This is a genomic window from Flavobacterium sp. ACN2 (assembly GCF_002303885.1).
GTDB lineage: Bacteria > Bacteroidota > Bacteroidia > Flavobacteriales > Flavobacteriaceae > Flavobacterium.
On the sequence record NZ_MRCM01000008.1, the window covers coordinates 218,311 to 235,198 of the forward strand.

The 16,888-nt window shown below is 34.6% G+C and carries 11 protein-coding genes and 2 tRNA genes; 8 read left to right on the forward strand and 5 right to left on the reverse strand.

The annotated features are described in order from the left end of the window. Window positions 1–300 precede the first annotated feature (300 nt). Window positions 301–2,772, reverse strand: coding sequence for an AsmA-like C-terminal region-containing protein (locus BSF41_RS12115; RefSeq protein ID WP_095929752.1), 2,472 nt, complete (start codon window positions 2,770–2,772; stop codon window positions 301–303). A gap of 230 nt (window positions 2,773–3,002) precedes the next feature. On the opposite strand from BSF41_RS12115, the gene trxA reads away from it, so the two are divergent. Next, a complete protein-coding gene (trxA, locus tag BSF41_RS12120) occupies window positions 3,003–3,320 on the forward strand; it encodes a thioredoxin (protein WP_012023423.1) in 318 nt (105 codons plus the stop codon). 236 nt (window positions 3,321–3,556) lie between these two features. On the opposite strand, the gene BSF41_RS12125 is transcribed toward trxA, so the two are convergent. Genes BSF41_RS12125 through BSF41_RS12140 form a run of 4 tightly spaced genes read right to left on the reverse strand, consistent with a single transcriptional unit; the run spans window position 3,557 to window position 7,949 of the window. Then, on the reverse strand, window positions 3,557–4,780 hold the full coding sequence (locus BSF41_RS12125; RefSeq protein WP_095929753.1) for a hypothetical protein: 1,224 nt from the start codon (window positions 4,778–4,780) through the stop codon (window positions 3,557–3,559). A 52-nt stretch (window positions 4,781–4,832) separates the two neighbouring features. Continuing rightward, a complete protein-coding gene (locus tag BSF41_RS12130) occupies window positions 4,833–7,040 on the reverse strand; it encodes a TonB-dependent receptor (RefSeq protein WP_253251815.1) in 2,208 nt (735 codons plus the stop codon). Window positions 7,041–7,050: 10 nt separating this feature from the next. Further along, the gene (locus BSF41_RS12135; RefSeq protein WP_095929755.1) at window positions 7,051–7,521 is read right to left on the reverse strand and encodes a DUF4625 domain-containing protein; all 471 of its coding nucleotides are present in this window, start codon (window positions 7,519–7,521) and stop codon (window positions 7,051–7,053) included. Next, the gene (locus tag BSF41_RS12140; protein WP_172426897.1) at window positions 7,518–7,949 is read right to left on the reverse strand and encodes a DUF4625 domain-containing protein; all 432 of its coding nucleotides are present in this window, start codon (window positions 7,947–7,949) and stop codon (window positions 7,518–7,520) included. Before BSF41_RS12140 ends, BSF41_RS12135 begins: the two co-directional genes overlap by 4 nt. Window positions 7,950–8,776: 827 nt before the next feature. On the opposite strand from BSF41_RS12140, the gene BSF41_RS12150 reads away from it, so the two are divergent. From BSF41_RS12150 to BSF41_RS12180, 7 genes are all read left to right on the forward strand, one after another. Then, window positions 8,777–11,353 (forward strand): M1 family aminopeptidase, encoded by a 2,577-nt coding sequence (locus BSF41_RS12150; protein WP_095929758.1) that lies wholly within the window; start codon window positions 8,777–8,779, stop codon window positions 11,351–11,353. Further along, complete coding sequence (locus tag BSF41_RS12155; protein WP_095929759.1) at window positions 11,350–12,276, forward strand: DUF58 domain-containing protein; 927 nt, start codon at window positions 11,350–11,352, stop codon at window positions 12,274–12,276. The genes BSF41_RS12150 and BSF41_RS12155 overlap by 4 nt, the downstream gene beginning before the upstream one ends. Before the next feature lie 86 nt (window positions 12,277–12,362). Then, window positions 12,363–12,436, forward strand: a tRNA-Asp gene (locus BSF41_RS12160). A gap of 540 nt (window positions 12,437–12,976) precedes the next feature. Beyond that, a tRNA-Asp gene (locus tag BSF41_RS12165) sits at window positions 12,977–13,050 on the forward strand. Between the two features lie 182 nt (window positions 13,051–13,232). Next, entirely contained in the window at window positions 13,233–14,057 is an 825-nt protein-coding gene (locus BSF41_RS12170) for an AraC family transcriptional regulator (RefSeq protein WP_095929760.1), read from the forward strand. Window positions 14,058–14,478: 421 nt separating this feature from the next. Next, window positions 14,479–15,777 (forward strand): TolC family protein, encoded by a 1,299-nt coding sequence (locus BSF41_RS12175; protein WP_253251816.1) that lies wholly within the window; start codon window positions 14,479–14,481, stop codon window positions 15,775–15,777. Between the two features lie 57 nt (window positions 15,778–15,834). Continuing rightward, a complete protein-coding gene (locus tag BSF41_RS12180) occupies window positions 15,835–16,887 on the forward strand; it encodes an HlyD family secretion protein (protein WP_095929762.1) in 1,053 nt (350 codons plus the stop codon). Window position 16,888: the final 1 nt, after the last annotated feature.

A 16,888-nucleotide genomic window follows, 5' to 3' on the forward strand; every position in this document is an offset into this window, starting at 1 on the left:
AAACGTTTTAACTTTTAAGCTTTTTTGTAGTTAAGAAGAGCAATTATGACCTTCTTAATTTTAAACGTTTTATAAAAACATGTTTTTTATTTTATTATTATAGGTTTTATCTCGTTAAAAATAAAAATAATTTTTAATCAAAAAAATGCTATAATAAATTTTAAAACAAATATAGTTCTAAACTAGTTACTTTGATTACGGAAAACCATATTTTATGTGGACAATTTTATTAATAAATACGAGATAAAAACAGCGTATTTATACGGTTTTTCATTAATGACAAAAAATTAGAAGCTTTTTCTACCCCTTATCCTTCTTCCCCCACTTAACCTTCATTTTTCCTTCATTATCGTAAGCAATCAAATGCAAGACAATACCGCGTTCTCGAACGGCTTTTCGTTCTTCTTTGGTGGCGAGTTTGGCGTCGTTTTTAGAATTTCTTAGCGGGATGGTAAGCGCGAGATTGGTGCCTCGACCGAAAGAATAAATGCCTTCTGCGTCTAGGTTGAGAACGCTTGAACTTATAGTCAATTTATGGATATCGATTTGCTCGCCGCGCAGATTAAGCGAACCCGACAAATCGCTGAAAGTAATATTCTCAACATCGCGAAACGGAAAAGCAAATTTTCCGACTTTCATAATCGGTTCAAAATTGATTAAGGCACCTTGATTGACATTAAAATCCAGTTTCCCTTTCATCGAATTGACAATCAGATCGCCTTTACTGCTCATTAAACCCGCAACATTGGCATTGCTTGTCAATCGTCCGCGAATGTTTTTTGGACTAAAAGATTTGATTCCGAAATTATTAAAAGACCTTAAAAAACTTGCAATATCAACTCGGTTTACTTGTGCGTTTGAAGTAAAAACATAACGATTTCCGCTTGGCTGCACAGAACCGCTAAAGTTTATGCTTCCGCCAGAAGTATTTAATGTTCCGTTTTTAAGAAGAATCTTAGAATTTAGCATCTGGATTGTGGCCTGAGTATTGGTTGCGGTAAGTGATCCGTAGGTGATGTTATCGGCTTTGAGATTAATTACAGCCGCACATTTTTCTATTACTGATCGTAACTGATTTGTAAAATTGACATTCTTTTTAACTGGTTTTTTCTCTGCCACTTTTTGTTTTGGAGAATTTTGCAGAACGCCTAAAAACTGTTTCACGTCAATATTCGGACAATAAATATTCCAATTTACCACCATTTTTTCGGGCGCGTCGTAATAGAGATTCAAGAAATTATCAATTTTTCCGTCAATGCGGATAATGTTCTTTTTGTGTTTGTAGGCTATTTTTTTAATGTAAAGCGCTTCTTGCGTAAACGACAATTGTACAGCCGTTTTTTCGGCGTGAATCTTTTTTGGAATATAATCAAATGTGGCATCAGCAATATCTACATCGCCCGTAAATTTGGGTTTATTGATGTACAAATCGACAATATCAAACTGAAATTTCAAATTGGCTTTGGCATGGCCGCTTTCGAAATGAAGAATTTTCTCGTTCATCATTCCGTTGAGTTTCGAAATGTCAAAATCAGAATTTACAACTCCGGTGGCAATCGGTTTTTCGAGATTGTTAATTACGGCCTGAGCAATTTTTAACGGAATACTTTCATATTCAGCTTTAAAATTGGTTAGAATAATGGCTGAATTTGGATCGCTGGGTTCTTCTTTTGGTTTGAAATTATTCGTGAAAATTCCTTTGAAACTGCAATTGGTAAACAAACCATCTGGAATACTCACTTCATTATCGCGAATGTCTGCCTGAACCACAATTTTAGGATCGCCTTCTACATTCAAATCTCCTTTTATGTCGCAGTTTACCTTAATCGGTTTTTTTATATCAAATTGGTTAAGTTTTGAACTGATGTTTGCCGACAATAAATTGGAAGCATTTCGCCATAAAATATCCGTTCCAATATTGATTCCGAACAGCGAATTGTTTTTTCCGATATTAAAATAAGCGATAATGTCAAAAACGTCAGAACCAATTTTAAGTCCTTTGGTTTTAATATCTATTTTCTGATTGGCTTCGGCATACGAAATATCAAAATTGCCTTCCAGAACTTTTTCTTTGGCAAAACTTCCGTGAACGGTATTAAAGGCTAGACTGTTAATTTTGGTTTTCAAATAGAGATTGGTCTGCCAGCTGTTATCGCCATAATTTACTTTAGATTCTAAACTTGCCACATCAAAATCAAACAGTTTATGCCCCAAATGATTGTCAATAATTACGTGGACTTTGTTGAGGTTTACTTCATCAATCGTAGTTTCGGGTTTTTCTTTGTCGGTTTGCGTTTTTTTCTTTTTGGGTTTAAAAATATTGGCGTTAGAATAACCGTTTTCGGCTTTATAAATATAAATATGGGCGTCGTTGATTAAGATTTTATGAATGTTGATTTCGTGTTGCAACAAACTCAAAATGTTCAAACGCGCTTCAATTTCTTTTGCTCTCAGCAAAGTATGTTTGTGGCTTTGCCATTGATTGTCTTTTATTTCGACATCATTAAGCGCCAATGTAAAATTCGGAAAACCAGTTAGAAATTTATAATGAAAATCTCTAATATGAAATTTACCATTTATATTTTCATTGATTTTGGTATTGACTTTAGCAATAATTTCGGCTTTATTTCGGTTAAAATATATCGACAAACCTCCGCAGGCAAGCAAAAGAATGGCAATTAAGCCCAAGATAAAATATCCAAAACGTTTGGCATATTTTTTAAAAGAATCAGATTGCAGAAAGGATTTGGTTTTGGATAAAGCTTCTTTCATAGTAGCCGAATTTTAGATGTATTAAAGATACTACAAAAAACATTAACTTTTTATTGGTTTGATTTTCAGGTAAATAAATTGTAATTTTAAAGTTATTTAGCTCATAATTAATGATAATACATTTATAACGAAAACTAATTTAGTAATGGTGTTTGATTTATTTTAAATTTTTAAATTTGTACTGTAGTTTGAAAGTTAATATTTCAGACCTAATTTAATCTTAATATATTATGGCATTAGCAATAACAGATGCTACTTTTGATGAAGTAGTTTTAAAATCAGATAAACCAGTAATGGTAGATTTTTGGGCAGCATGGTGTGGTCCTTGTAGAATGGTTGGTCCAATCATTGACCAATTAAGCGACGAGTACGCTGGTAAAGTAGTTGTTGGTAAAGTAGATGTAGACGCTAACCAAGAATTTGCTGCAAAATATGGTGTGCGTAACATACCAACCGTTTTGGTGTTTCATAACGGTGAAGTAGTAGGAAAACAAGTAGGAGTAGCTCCGAAACAAACCTACGCAGATAGTTTAGACGCTTTATTGTAATCTTAGATTACGATTTATATAAAAGAGGTTTGACGAAAGTCAAACCTTTTTTATTGTTTTATATGTTAAGTTTTTTAAACACATAGAAACATAAATTTTATGCTCATAAAAGAGTTTAGAGAAAACTAGTTTTTACACATAGCTATGTGGTTTTAAATAAGTGAAACGCCTCTACACTCAAAGATAAGCTATGTTTCTATGTGTTAAAATAATTGTAAGAGTTGCTATAAAATCAATTAATGACTGTGCGTTTCACTGTTTTCATAACCCAAAACTGTAATCATATAAGGTGTACTTGAAACTTTGGTCTTTTTGATTGCCAATGTAGAAAGGTTTACTTGTACTAACTCTCCAGTTGTTGGCGAAGTGATATAAGCAAAACGGTCTGTAACTGCCATTTGAGGTTTTAATGTCGCATCTGTAGCTGTTTCTGCAGTTGCTTTAGTTTCTTTCACCGTTTGCAAACTGCTGATATCATAAAGTTTAAACTCTCCAGAATGCAGTAAAACAGCCAGTTTTTTACGATCGTAACTTGTTTTGCACTGCATAATGGTTGTATTCTGAATAATTGGTTTTACTGAACCAGCAACAACATCAATTAAATAAGCGCCTTTTGCAGCTGTATAACCAATAAATTTTCCAGCCGAAGCCGTTTCTAAAATACTTCCAAACCAAGCTGTTCCAAAATCTGTTGGATGATCGATTAGTTTTTGGTTTCCGTTACTTTCTACAACCAAAATTCCGCTTGATGAACCAAAAACAGCATAAACACCGTCTGAAGCATTTCCGTGAATTCCTTTTGTCGCAAGTTTAGCATCAAAAAGTGTTTTCCCAGTGTTGTCGATAATTTTTACTTTTTCTGGAAGCGTTCCCGTAACCGAATTATCTTTTACCGTAATCGCATAAGTTCCGTTTGTAAAAGTCGCCATTGCACCGTGATGCGCCAATAAACCTGCGTTTATGGTTTTGAAAGTCGAGCCAACTTTGTTTACATCAGCTTCTTTACCAACAGAAAGCGTTCCGTCGCCGTCATTAAAAGTCAGGATTTCGCCAATTTTACTTTTAAAATGCGTTGGTTTTAATGCGCTTGTCGCTAAAATTCCAAATTTCGGAACATCATCAACATCAATATGATCGCCGTGTAATTCCAATCCGCTGTCGAAAGTTTCTACAAAATTATTGTCTCTGTGAACAATTCCTGCATAACGTCCAGATTCTGTTGTGTACAAAGACGATTTAGCAAATTTTGCCGTAAAAGAGCTGATTTTATCTTCATGCGGATCAAAAAGAGTTAGCTCAGTCGTTTTTTCGTCAGAAAGTAAAACTCGAACAAAAGTGTGTTCTTCAGAAGTGTCGTGATCATGATCGTGATCGTCGTGGTTGTCATCGTCGTTGCTGCATGAAACCGCAAAAAGCGATAAAGCGAATAAAAAAAGCAGTTTGTAAAAATTGTTTTTCATTGTAATAAAGGGTTTAAAATTTGTAAATAATTGATTTTTTGAATGGTTGAACTTATCTCGAAATCGAAAACGGAATCTTCATAGAAACAATAATGTTTCGTCCCGCTTCTGGAAGTTCGATAAGTCGATAAAAGCTGGTGTGATTTAAGTATCTGGTATTAAATAAATTTTGGATCTGAATATTGAGGCTGATATCCTGTTTTCCTGTTTTAATTTTTGAGCCAAAAGCCAAATTGAATACATGACTTTCGGCCGTTTTTTTCTCAGGCGGAACGATATTGTTTTGCTGTGCCGTAAAACGATAATCAACAGAAAAGTAAGGTTCTTTTAAAAAGCTAATTTGAGGTTCATAATTCAATCCGAACAAAACAGAAGGCGGCGGAGAAAACGGGAGTGTATAGCCTTTTTTGCTTCCTGATTTTTGTTCCGAATAAAGATATTCGGCACCAATTTCTGCACTTAAAGATTTCAGGAAATAATATCTCGTTTGAAATTCTGCGCCATAACGGAAAACCTTGCTTTGTTCATATTCAAAAACCTGATTTCCTGCGCCATAATAAATATCATGAGCTGAAGTCGGATTGAGATAAATGAAATTTGGAAAATAATTTACGAATGGAGTAAATTGAAAAGAGAAGTTTTGCGCTTTCCATTCCATTCCCAAATCCAGTTGATAGGAACGTTCTGCATCCAAATTCGGATTTCCTTTTTCGAATCGGAAATAATGATAATTTACACCGTTTGAAGCCAATTCTTTGGCAATCGGCATTCTAAAACTCGAACCCAAATTGGCTTTTAGCGAAAGCTTTCCAAGATTGTAATTTGCTCCGATTGACGATGTAAAACTGTTAAAGATTTTAGTTAGATCTTGAGAACGCTGTAAATATTCCAACTCCGTCTGATTGTTTTCAGAAACGGGACTTTGAAACCAATCGTAATACGATTTCATTTTGATTTTTCCGTAATCGTAACGAACAGCACCGTTTAAAAACCATTTTTCGTTCAGTTCAATTTTATCGTAAGCAAATAAACCCGCGTTAAATTGCGTGAAAGATGGAATTAAAAAACTCCATCCGCCAATTTCATTTTGCTGAAAAACTACATTCGAACCAACCGTAATTTGATGATTTTGAATTCTAAATTCGTCTTTAGCAGAAAACGACCAAACATCTTTATCATATTGACGTTCCAAATCTTGTGGAGCGTACATATCTTCCGGATAAATCGGTGGCATATAACCGTGATTTACATAATGGCTATATTCTCTTCTGAAGTTATTTTGAAAACCAATTTGCATCTCAAAAGCATGATTTCCCAATTGAAAAGAAGTCGTATTGCTAACCTTTAAATGATTGACTTGCTGATACGGCATCAAAATATCACGACTTGATTTGTCGTGTAATTCGAGATCTACATTTCGAGGTTCGAGCCCATGCGCATTCGCGAAAAAACCGCTTTTGGTATGCACATTGCTGATATAGAAAACCGATTTAAAATGTTCTCCCGAATAACCTGTGCTCACATGAAAATCAAGTTCTCGTCCAGCCGTATTTCGTAAATGATTTTTGTATAATGGAACAGCATAACTATAGACATGAACCACATCGGTCGGAACGCGATAATCGCCATAATCCATTGTGGTTACTCGAGAATAAAAGAACCAATTTTCGTTTCTTCCAAATAAATTAATGGAACTTCCAAATTGCGCATTGTTGCTTTTTCCAGTAAGATCAACACTTCCGCCAAAAGTATTTTGAGATGGAAGCGGCAACGGTTTAATATTGACTGCACCGCCAACAGCATCAGATCCGTAAATAAATGAAGAAGGGCCTTTTATAATTTCTACCCGATTGACAGCATATTGATCGATTTCAAGTCCGTGATCTGCGCCCCATTGTTGGCCTTCGTGTTTCAAGCCATTTTCAACCACAATCACCTGATTAAAGCTCAAACCACGAATAAGCGGTTTTGAACCTCCCGAACCAATCGAAATAGTTTTAACGCCAGGCAATTTCTGCAAAGACTGCATTAAACTCCCGCCAAGATTACGCTGAATGAAACTATTGTTTACCGTTTCAACATTCAGCGATTCTTCTTTTTTGCGTTTTTCGGCAGAATTTCCGTTAATTAAAACTTCGTCAAGTTCCTTGATTTCTGGCTTCTTTTCTGATGGCTGATTTTGAGAAAAAGCTTCTGCTGAAACCAATAAACTGAGTAGTAAAAAACAATATTTCCAATACATGGATAGGGCATTCTTCATTAATCTGATCTTATAAAATTTTAATACTTAAACCTTTCAGCGTCTGCCAGCCTTCTTTGTCCGTCAAGCGAATCATAAAATGGTAATCTCCAGGATCAACATCGGCAGGAATGGTGATTTGTGCCGTTGCTTCATAACTTTTCACACCGTTCGGAATACTGTAATTGTTAATGAAAAGCATTGGTTTTATGGGACTTTTTACAGCTTCGGTTTTGCAGGTATTAACTTCTGTACTATGTGTATGATGATCGAAATTGTGGTGAATGTCTAAGCTGTAAGAGCCCAAAGCGACATTGTCATTAAAAGTGGCTTTAAAAGTGAAGGTTTTTCCGCTTTCGATCGTGCTGCATTGAATTGGAAAAGCATCTGTTGCTGAAATGTCAATTAAAGGATATTCGGTGTCAATTTCGGCTTTGTCGCTGGAGCAAGACGTTATAAAGGCAAAAGCAAAAATGCCTAATAAGAGGTTTAAATTTTTCATATTTTTTGAGTTATAATCGTTAGGTTTTTCTTTACTTCAAGTTTGCTTCCGTTTTGATCGTTTACGATAATGATGAAGTTGTATTTTCCTTCTGTAGCATCTTCTGGAATATCAAAATGTTTGTGAACAGTTGCATTTTTTGCACCTGCATATTGTGTCCAAGTAATTTCGTGCGACCAGACTTTTGAGTATGTTTCGGTGCTTCTTTGTAGAATTTTTACTTGTACATTTTCGATTTTATCAGCAGCAGTTACTTCTGCATTAAAATGGAAATCTGCGCCAATAGTTGCTGTTTCGCTGTTGTTAAGACCTAGTTCGATTTTGTCAATCTTTGGAATTGCCTGTTTTTCTTCTGAATCGTCGTTACTGCAGCTTGTAAGAGCCATTGCGGCAAAGAGCGAAACCAGAATGAGTTTTGTTGTTTTCATTTTTTCTAATTTGATTTTGATCATTTTATAAAGGGTATTTGGGTTGCGAAAGACAATGCCTACCGATTTTAGCAATCGGATAAACAGAATAAAAGCAGTTCATTTCAGACTAAAACTTTTGGATAAAGCTTTGTTCTAAATGAAAAAAGAATAAAATTTTGAGGTGATTTTTTTGTGTAGAAAAGCTATTTCAATATCAATATCAATATGTTGCATTAAATGCTTAAAATGAATGAAATAGCCTTTGAATGTTTTAAGATTTTGAAATCATAAAAACAATTAAATAGCCGAATTGCAAAACAATAGGGAATACAAAAAAAAACTAAAGTGTAAAAGGCGGGGCTCGAAGGGAAAATAAAGAGCCCTTAAAAAATGTAAAATGTGGTTTGCTGTAAAAACTAAGGTGTTTTACAACAGGATTATTCTTGAAAAACTGAAAAACAGTAAACTCAAAGGTGCCAACAGCACTGAATTTAAAATCACAAATCGAACATTTATGAAATGAATGCAGTTTGGCTTTAAATTGCGGTTTTTCGGAAACAGAAAACTCTAATTTCTCTTTGCAACTATGAGTGTCTAAAATATGTTCGTACGAATGGACAGCCGGAAAAAGTATTGCGAACAATACAATTAAAGGCATTAAAAGATTAATAAGTTTAAGTTTCTTTTTCATTCGTTGAGATTATTTCCGACTCATTTAAAGTCAGAATTAATGCAATAGTGTTGCAAATATAGAAATCTTATTTTTAAATGCAATGTTGTTGCAGTAATTGTTTGCGAAAAATCAATGCTTTTGCTAATTTTAGCAAATCTTATATTCCTTAAAAATGAAAATTTTCTACAGCTTTCTTTGTTTTTTTATCTTGATTTTCAATGGTTTTTCTCAGTCAAAAGAAATGCAGGTTTATCTTTTGGATAAAGGTGTTTCAGAATCATTGGCTAATTATAGAAAACAGGAAATCTCAGATGTCACTTACGGACTTTCATTTGAAATTCCGAATAAAAAAGAAGAACAAATTAAAGCCAATTTGGTTTTAGGAGTAACTTTGCCAAATCATCCTTATCGTTATATTTATTTAGATTTTAAAGAGAAAACGGAAAACATACAAGCAATTGAAGTCAATGGGAAAAAGGTTTCAATTGTACACGAAAATGGACATATTGTGATTGATTCTTCGGCTTTAGTTTCAGGAAAAAATAGCATTTCAATTTCTTTTATTGCAGGTAATTTATCATTAAATAGAAATGATGATTTTCTATACACTTTATTAGTTCCAGATCGCGCAAGTACATTGTTCCCGTGTTTCGATCAGCCAGACATAAAAGCGACTTATAAACTAAGTCTTTCTGTGCCCAAAGAATGGTCAGTTTTGGCTGGAGCCCATGTAAAAGAAAAAACCGAAAAGGGAGATTTTACACTGTACACTTTTGGAGAATCAGACAAAATGAGTACGTATTTATTTTCTTTCGTTGCAGGAAAATTCAAAAGCGCGACACAAAAGCCAGGTTTAGAAATGACAATGTTGTATCGTGAAAACAGTCCGGAGAAATTTCGCGTAAGCGCTGATACTATTTTCAGTTTACATCAGCAATCTTTAGATTTTTTAGAAAAATATACTAATTATAAATTTCCATTTCAGAAATTGGATTTTGCTTCGATTCCCGTTTTTCAATATGGCGGAATGGAGCATGTTGGTGCGATTCAATACAGAGAATCGACTTTGTTTCTGGACAACAGTGCAACCGACAGCGAGAAATTAAACCGTGCAAAACTCATTGCTCATGAAACCTCACATATGTGGTTTGGCGATTTGGTTACGATGAAGTGGTTTGACGATGTTTGGATGAAAGAGGTTTTCGCCAACTTCATGGCCGATAAAATCATGAATCCGATTTTTCCAAAAGTCAATCATAATCTGCAATTTTTTACGGCGCATTATCCTAGCGCTTTCGCGGAAGATCGATCTTTAGGAACTCATCCGATCAAACAGCATTTGGCGAATTTAAAAGATGCGGGTTCGTTGTACGGAGCCATTATTTACAACAAAGCGCCAATTATGATGCGTCAGTTAGAGGCTTCTATGGGAAAGGAAGCTTTTCAGAAAGGAATCGAAAAATACATTCAGAAATATGCCAACGACAATGCAGATTGGAATAATCTCGTAGAACTTCTTGATGCTGAAACTCCGCTTGACATGAAAAAATGGAGCGATGTCTGGGTAAATAAATCGGGGAGAGCCATTTTTACGGATCAAATCGAATATGATGCTAAAAACCGAATTAAAAGCTTTGAAATTCAGCAAAAAGCAGAAGATAAATCAGAGAATATCTGGCCTCAGGTTTTTCAGATTGGTTTGGTTTATGCCAAAGAAGTGAAGGTTTTATCAGTCAATGTTAATGACAAAAATACCGTTGTAAAAGAAGCTATCGGACTTGAAAAACCGTTTGCTATCATTTACAATTATAATGGTTTTGGATACGGTGTTTTTCCGCTTGACGGGAATAATTTGAATTATATTGCTTCTTTAAAAGATGAAATGGCGAGAGCTTCGGCTTACAGTAATCTCTACGAAAATATGCTTATTGGGAAGATTTCACCTGATGATGCATTTAGATGTTATTTTAGAGGAATTCAATTAGAAGAAAATGAACTGGTTTTGCGAATTATAACTAATAATATAAACAATATATATTGGAGATTTTTTACAGAAAAACAACAGACAATTAGTGAAAAAATGCTTGTATATACTTTGTTTACACGTTTGCCATCGGACTTGTCTTTTAATATTAAAAAGACCTTATTTGGTTTGTTTAGCTCGGTTGCTTATTCAGATCTTGGAATGACTAGTTTATATAAGGTTTGGAGCAAAGAAATCTCGATTCCGAACTTGAAACTTAACGAAGATGATTACACCAATATGGCGATGAATCTAGCGATTTTTAAACATCCAAAAGCCGATGAAATCTTGGAAAAAACCAGAACATCTTTCACAAATCCGGATAAACAAAAGCGTTTTGAGTTTTTATTGCCTTCATTATCAAATGATGAATCGGTTCGAAATGCTTTTATGGAATCTTTAAAAGACGATGCAAACCGTGAGAAAGAATCTTGGGTTTCGGTTGGTTTGGCAAATATTCATCATCCGCTTCGTCAAGAAAGTGCGCAGAAATATATTAGATTTTCATTAGATTTGGTTGATGAAATTCAGCGCACGGGAGATATTTTCTTTCCGAAAGATTGGCTGGATAATACTGTTGGAAAATATTCGTCGAAATTTGCTTTTGATGAAGTACAGCGATTCTTAAAAGAAAACCCTAATTTTAGTCCGATCTTGAAGCGTAAATTGTTTCAGGCGACAGATTTGCTTTATAAAGCACAAAATATTAAAAAAGAAACCGAATGAAAATCGAATCGGAAATAGAGAAAGTCTCCAGTTTTCAGCATCTAGAAATGCTGGCGAATCAGGTTGTGGAAGGTTTTATATCGGGAATGCACAAGAGTCCGTTTCATGGATTTTCGGCCGAATTTGCCGAACATAAAGTTTATAATGCAGGCGAAAGCACCAAACATATCGACTGGAAATTATTCGCCAAAACGGATCGTTTGTACACGAAACGTTTTGAGGAAGAAACCAATTTACGCTGTCATCTTATTGTAGATAATTCGTCATCAATGCATTATCCTGAGCTCAAATCGAATCAGCCTTTTTATGAAAAGAAGATTGGTTTTGCAGTTTTGGCCTCGGCAGTTTTGATGAATATTTTAAAGAAACAGCGCGATGCTGTTGGTTTAAGCGTTTTCTCCGATCATTACGAATATTACGCACCAGAAAAAGGAAGCGATCGCCATCACAGAATGCTTTTGAATAAACTGGAAGAATTATTGGTTCAACCAAAAGTCAAAAAAACGACGGATACGATTACCTATCTGCATCAAATTGCAGAGAAAATGCATCGCCGTTCTATGATTATTTTGTTTACCGATATGTTCCAGACCGAAGATGATGAAAAGCTTTTTAATGCATTACAGCATCTTAAACACAACAAACACAAAGTGGTTTTGTTTCATGTAGTTGATAATGAAACCGAATTGAAATTTGATTTTGATAACGCACCAAGAAAGTTTATCGACTTAGAATCAGGTGAAGAGGTTTCGATTTTTGCTGACAATGTAAAAGAAGAATATGAAAAAAGGGTAGAAGCTTACTTTAAAAACTTGGCTTTAACCTGTGCAAAGAATCAAATTAAGTACGTTCCGGTAAATGTTGGCGATAATTTTGAAAAAATATTGACAACATATTTAGTTGAAAAACAAAACTTTGGGTGATTTTTATAAAAATAATTTCATTTTTTTTATAAAAACACTTGCAGAAATGAAATTCTGTACTATCTTTGCAACCGCAATAACGCAGAGGTTTGGTAGTTCAGTTGGTTAGAATACATGCCTGTCACGCATGGGGTCGCGGGTTCGAGTCCCGTCCAGACCGCAATATTGGGGAAGCCTTTCTTAACAGAAAGGCTTTTTTGCCCAAATACGGTATCTAAGATTAGTTGTGTTGTTTTGCTACGACTTTGTAACTCGTAGCTGGTTTAGTAGTTAGACCAATGAAAAGCTTTCCACTTTTGTGGATGGCTTTTTTGATTTAAAACACTTTTGGTTTTTTATTTAACCGCAAAGAGCGCAAAGATTTACGCAAAGTCCGCAAAGTTTTTTTAAGCTTTGCGGACTTTTCTGTTTTGTTGTAATTCTAATTTTAATGTATTGTTTGTCATTTCGACAAAGGAGACTCGAGCGATAGCGAATAGGCAAAGCAAATCTTCGCGAGTAACTCTACAAAGATTTTCTATTTATAATATTAAAATATTCCTATGCAATTAAGAAAAAGAAAGAAACTTCTTCTTTTTTGATTTCGTCGCCAATTTTTAAAATATTGGAATTTAGCCAATTAAAAATTTCTCAAATTTTATTTTAAAAAACGCTTGCAGAAACGAAATTCTGTTGTATTTTTGCACCCACAATAACGCAGGGTTTGGTAGTTCAGTTGGTTAGAATACATGCCTGTCACGCATGGGGTCGCGGGTTCGAGTCCCGTCCAGACCGCCTAAGTTTGTAAAATGCCTCTCATTATGAGAGGCATTTTTTTTATATAAACTTTCTGGATTATTAACCGCAAAGAGCGCTAAGATTTTACGCAAAGTTCGCAAAGGTTTTATTTAAAAGCTTTGCGAACTTTGCGTTTTTACCTTACGTGCTTTGCGTTAAATTTCTCCTATCTTTATATTATGGAACAATCAACATTCAAAGTAGACAAATATTATCTCCATAAAGTAGATGCTGATAAAAAAAGCATTTATTGTCATCATAATATAATGGGAGAATTACTTGTTCCAACACATAAGCATAAGAAAGCGCAAATGCTGTATGCAGAAGGTGATGTAGTTTTTGTGACAACTGAAACGAAATCATATTTTTTGCCTGCAAGACATTTTATCTGGATTCCCGCGGGAGTAGAGCATAGTATCGAACCAAAGTCGGAACACGTGATGATGCGAAATTTGTATTTTCCGGTTGAAAAGGATGAAGATGAATTCTATAAAATCGAAGGTATTTACCCGGTGAATAATCTGCTGCTTCAAATGATGATGTTTACCAATCAGTGGAACGGTGATTTGAAAAAGGGGACTCCGAGTTTTGTCATAGCAAAAGCTATAAAAGCGATTCTTCCGCAAATATGTCATACGAATTTACCTTTAGAACTTCCTCAGCCTAAAGATAAACGGTTAGGAAAAATTCTTCGATACATTGAAAATAATCTAGGAGAAACGATTCTCTTTGCTGATGTAGCGCATGAATTTGGCTTTAGCGAACGCTCTTTGTATCGCTTATTTCAGAAAGATCTCAAAATGTCTTTTATTCAATATTATACCATTCGAAGAATTCTTAAAGCGATTGAACTTTTGCTAGAAAGAAAGCTTTCGGTAAAAGAGGTAGCTCAAGAAGTTGGTTATAATAGTGTTCCGACTTTCAGTAATACTTTTTTCAAGATTTTAGGTCAAAGACCTTCTGATTATCTTAATGGAAAAGAAATTTTGGAACGTAATAAATAGATTTTTTTATTTCACGCAGATTTGAAGTGATTTAAGTTGATTTTGCAGATTTCTTTTATTTAATACTAAAATAATTTCTCTCGCAGATTTGGGAGATTTTTTTAAATGCTTTATAATCTGCACAATCTGCCAAATCTGTGAGAGTAAAAAAATAATCTGCACCCATCTGCTAAAATCTTTTTTAAATCTGCGTGAAAAAATATTAATTTTTAATCATTTGTTTTTCAGTGTTTTAATATAACGTTTTCGAAAAATGGAATTTTAACATTTGTCCGAAATGAATATGTTATTGACTTTTTAGAATCATCCGCCAAGCAAAAAATGAAGGAACTTTGCAGCATAAATTATTCAAATATTCATGTTCCTTACAAAAACAAACTCTAAAGAAGATTGTTTTCCCAGAAGCTTATTGGTTTTACTAATGGTATTAGTATTCAGTAGTTTACAAGCTCAGGAAGTTCATACGGTTTCTTTACAAGAAGCGATGAAACTGGCGAAGGAAAACAACAAAAAAATCCTTAAATCTCAACTGGAGATTACGCTCGCTGAGCAAAACATCAAAGAAAGAAAAGAACTTAGATTACCGGATGTACAACTGAACGGAATGTACTCCAGAATTACCAACATTACAGAATTTAAAGGAGATGGCTTCTTAAACGGAAAAGAAGTTACGAAAGCAATTCCTGAAATCTATGAGGTTAATTCAACTTTTAAAATGCCAATTTACGTTGGAAACAAGATTAATAATGCGATTAAAATTGCGAATCAGGAAAACGAAATTGCAAAAATAAAATCGGAAAAAACAGAAAATGATATTGAACTGGAAGTTGTTTCAAACTATCTGGCGATTTATAAAATGATGGAACTTCAAAAGATATTTGAAGAAAACATCAAAGAAGAAAAAAGCCGATTAAAAGAAGTGCAATCGCTTCAAAAACACGGAACGGTAACCAAAAATGAGGTTATACGTGCTGAATTACAGCTCTCAGATCGTGAGTTGAACGCGCTTACAAACTCCAAAAACATTAAAATTGCGCTTCACGATCTGAAGACTTTAATTCAGATTCCAGAAAACGAAGAAATTGCAATCGACACAACTGCAAGTCTGGACGAAATGAACGGTTTAGATCCGTATGATTTTTATCTGAATAAAGCGATGCAGAACGAAGAAATGCGAATTGCAAGTCAGGAATTAAATATCAGTAAAACTGAAATGCAATTGGTAAAAGGGAATTATCTGCCTAGCGTAAACTTCTTCGGGAATTATGGCTTTTATTATCCAAACTACAAATTCTTTCCGCCAAATCCGTATTTGTACACTTTAGGTCAGGTAGGAATCGAGGCGCGTTTTGATCTTTCGGCTTTGTATAAAAACAAAACGAAAGTGGCAAAAGCGAGTACTAAAATCGATGTGCAGAAAATGCAGACTGAAATTATAAAAGAAGAAATTCAAGATCAGTTATACAAAGAGCATACGCAGTATCAGGAAATTCTCGAAAAATTTGTTGTGGTTGACAAAGCTTTGGATTTAGCTGAAGAAAACTACCGAATTGTAAAGCTGAAATACTTAAACCAATTGGTTTTAATTACCGAAATGGTCGATGCTGATAATGCTTTGCTTCAGGCAAAATACAACAAAATCTCTACCCGATTGGATGCTGTTTTGAAACATTACCAAATGATGCACACGGCAGGAATTATGCCTAATGCAGGAAGTTAAACGGAAAAGCTAGAGGAAAGATTTTAAAGAAAGAACTAAGATAAAGAGATAAAAAAGATGGTTAAGATAAAAAATGAAACTAAAAGAAATAAAACGTTTCATATACTAATAACAATTATTGCGTGTGCGCTGGTAATAAGCGGGGTTATTTTAGGAATTTGGTTTTATGTGTTTAACCGAAACCACGAAGAAACCAATGATGCGCAGGTCGAACAATACGTTACGCCAATTATGTCGAGAATTACAGGTTATGTGCAGGAAGTTCGTTTTGACGAAAACCAATTTGTGCATAAAGGAGATACTTTGGTAGTGATTGATAATAGAGAATATAAATCGAAATTGAATGTGGCTCTTGCCGATGTTCAAAATGCGCAACAAAATAGTGTTGTGGCTCAAAAAAATGCCATTAATACAGCAAGTGCAACGGCAATTAACGAATCGCAATTAGAAGCAGCAAAATCAAATCTTTGGAAAACCAAACTAGAATACGAAAGATACAAAGCTTTGGTGAGTGAAGAAGCAGCAACTTCTCAGCAATTGGAGAAAGTAAAAGCAGATTACGAGTCGGCGCAAGCACATTTTCAGGAAATGAAAAACAGAATTCATTCGGCTACTTTAAGTACTTCTGTCGCTGAAGCGAATGTTCCAACAACGCAAACGAATATTACTTCAAAACAAGCTGTTGCAGATAATGCGGCATTGTTTCTTTCGTACACTGTAATCACAGCGCCTTATGATGGCTGGGTCGGAAAAAGAACTTTACAGCCAGGACAAATGGTAAAAGAAGGACAATCTTTGCTTTCTATCGTAAGTAAAGAAAAATGGATTACAGCGAACTTTAAAGAAACGCAATTGCAATATTTAACTGTTGGGCAAGAAGTAGAAATCAAAGCAGATGCAATAAGCGACAAAGTTTTTGTGGGAACAATTGCTTCGTTATCGCCTGCGAGTGGTGCGAGATTCTCGTTGCTACCTCCAGATAATGCGACTGGAAACTTCGTAAAAATTGAACAAAGAATTCCAGTTAGAATTCAGTTAAAAGAGCAAGACAAACAAACCGATTTTTTAAGAGCAGGAATGAACATTACGGTTGTTGCTGCGCACAAATAAA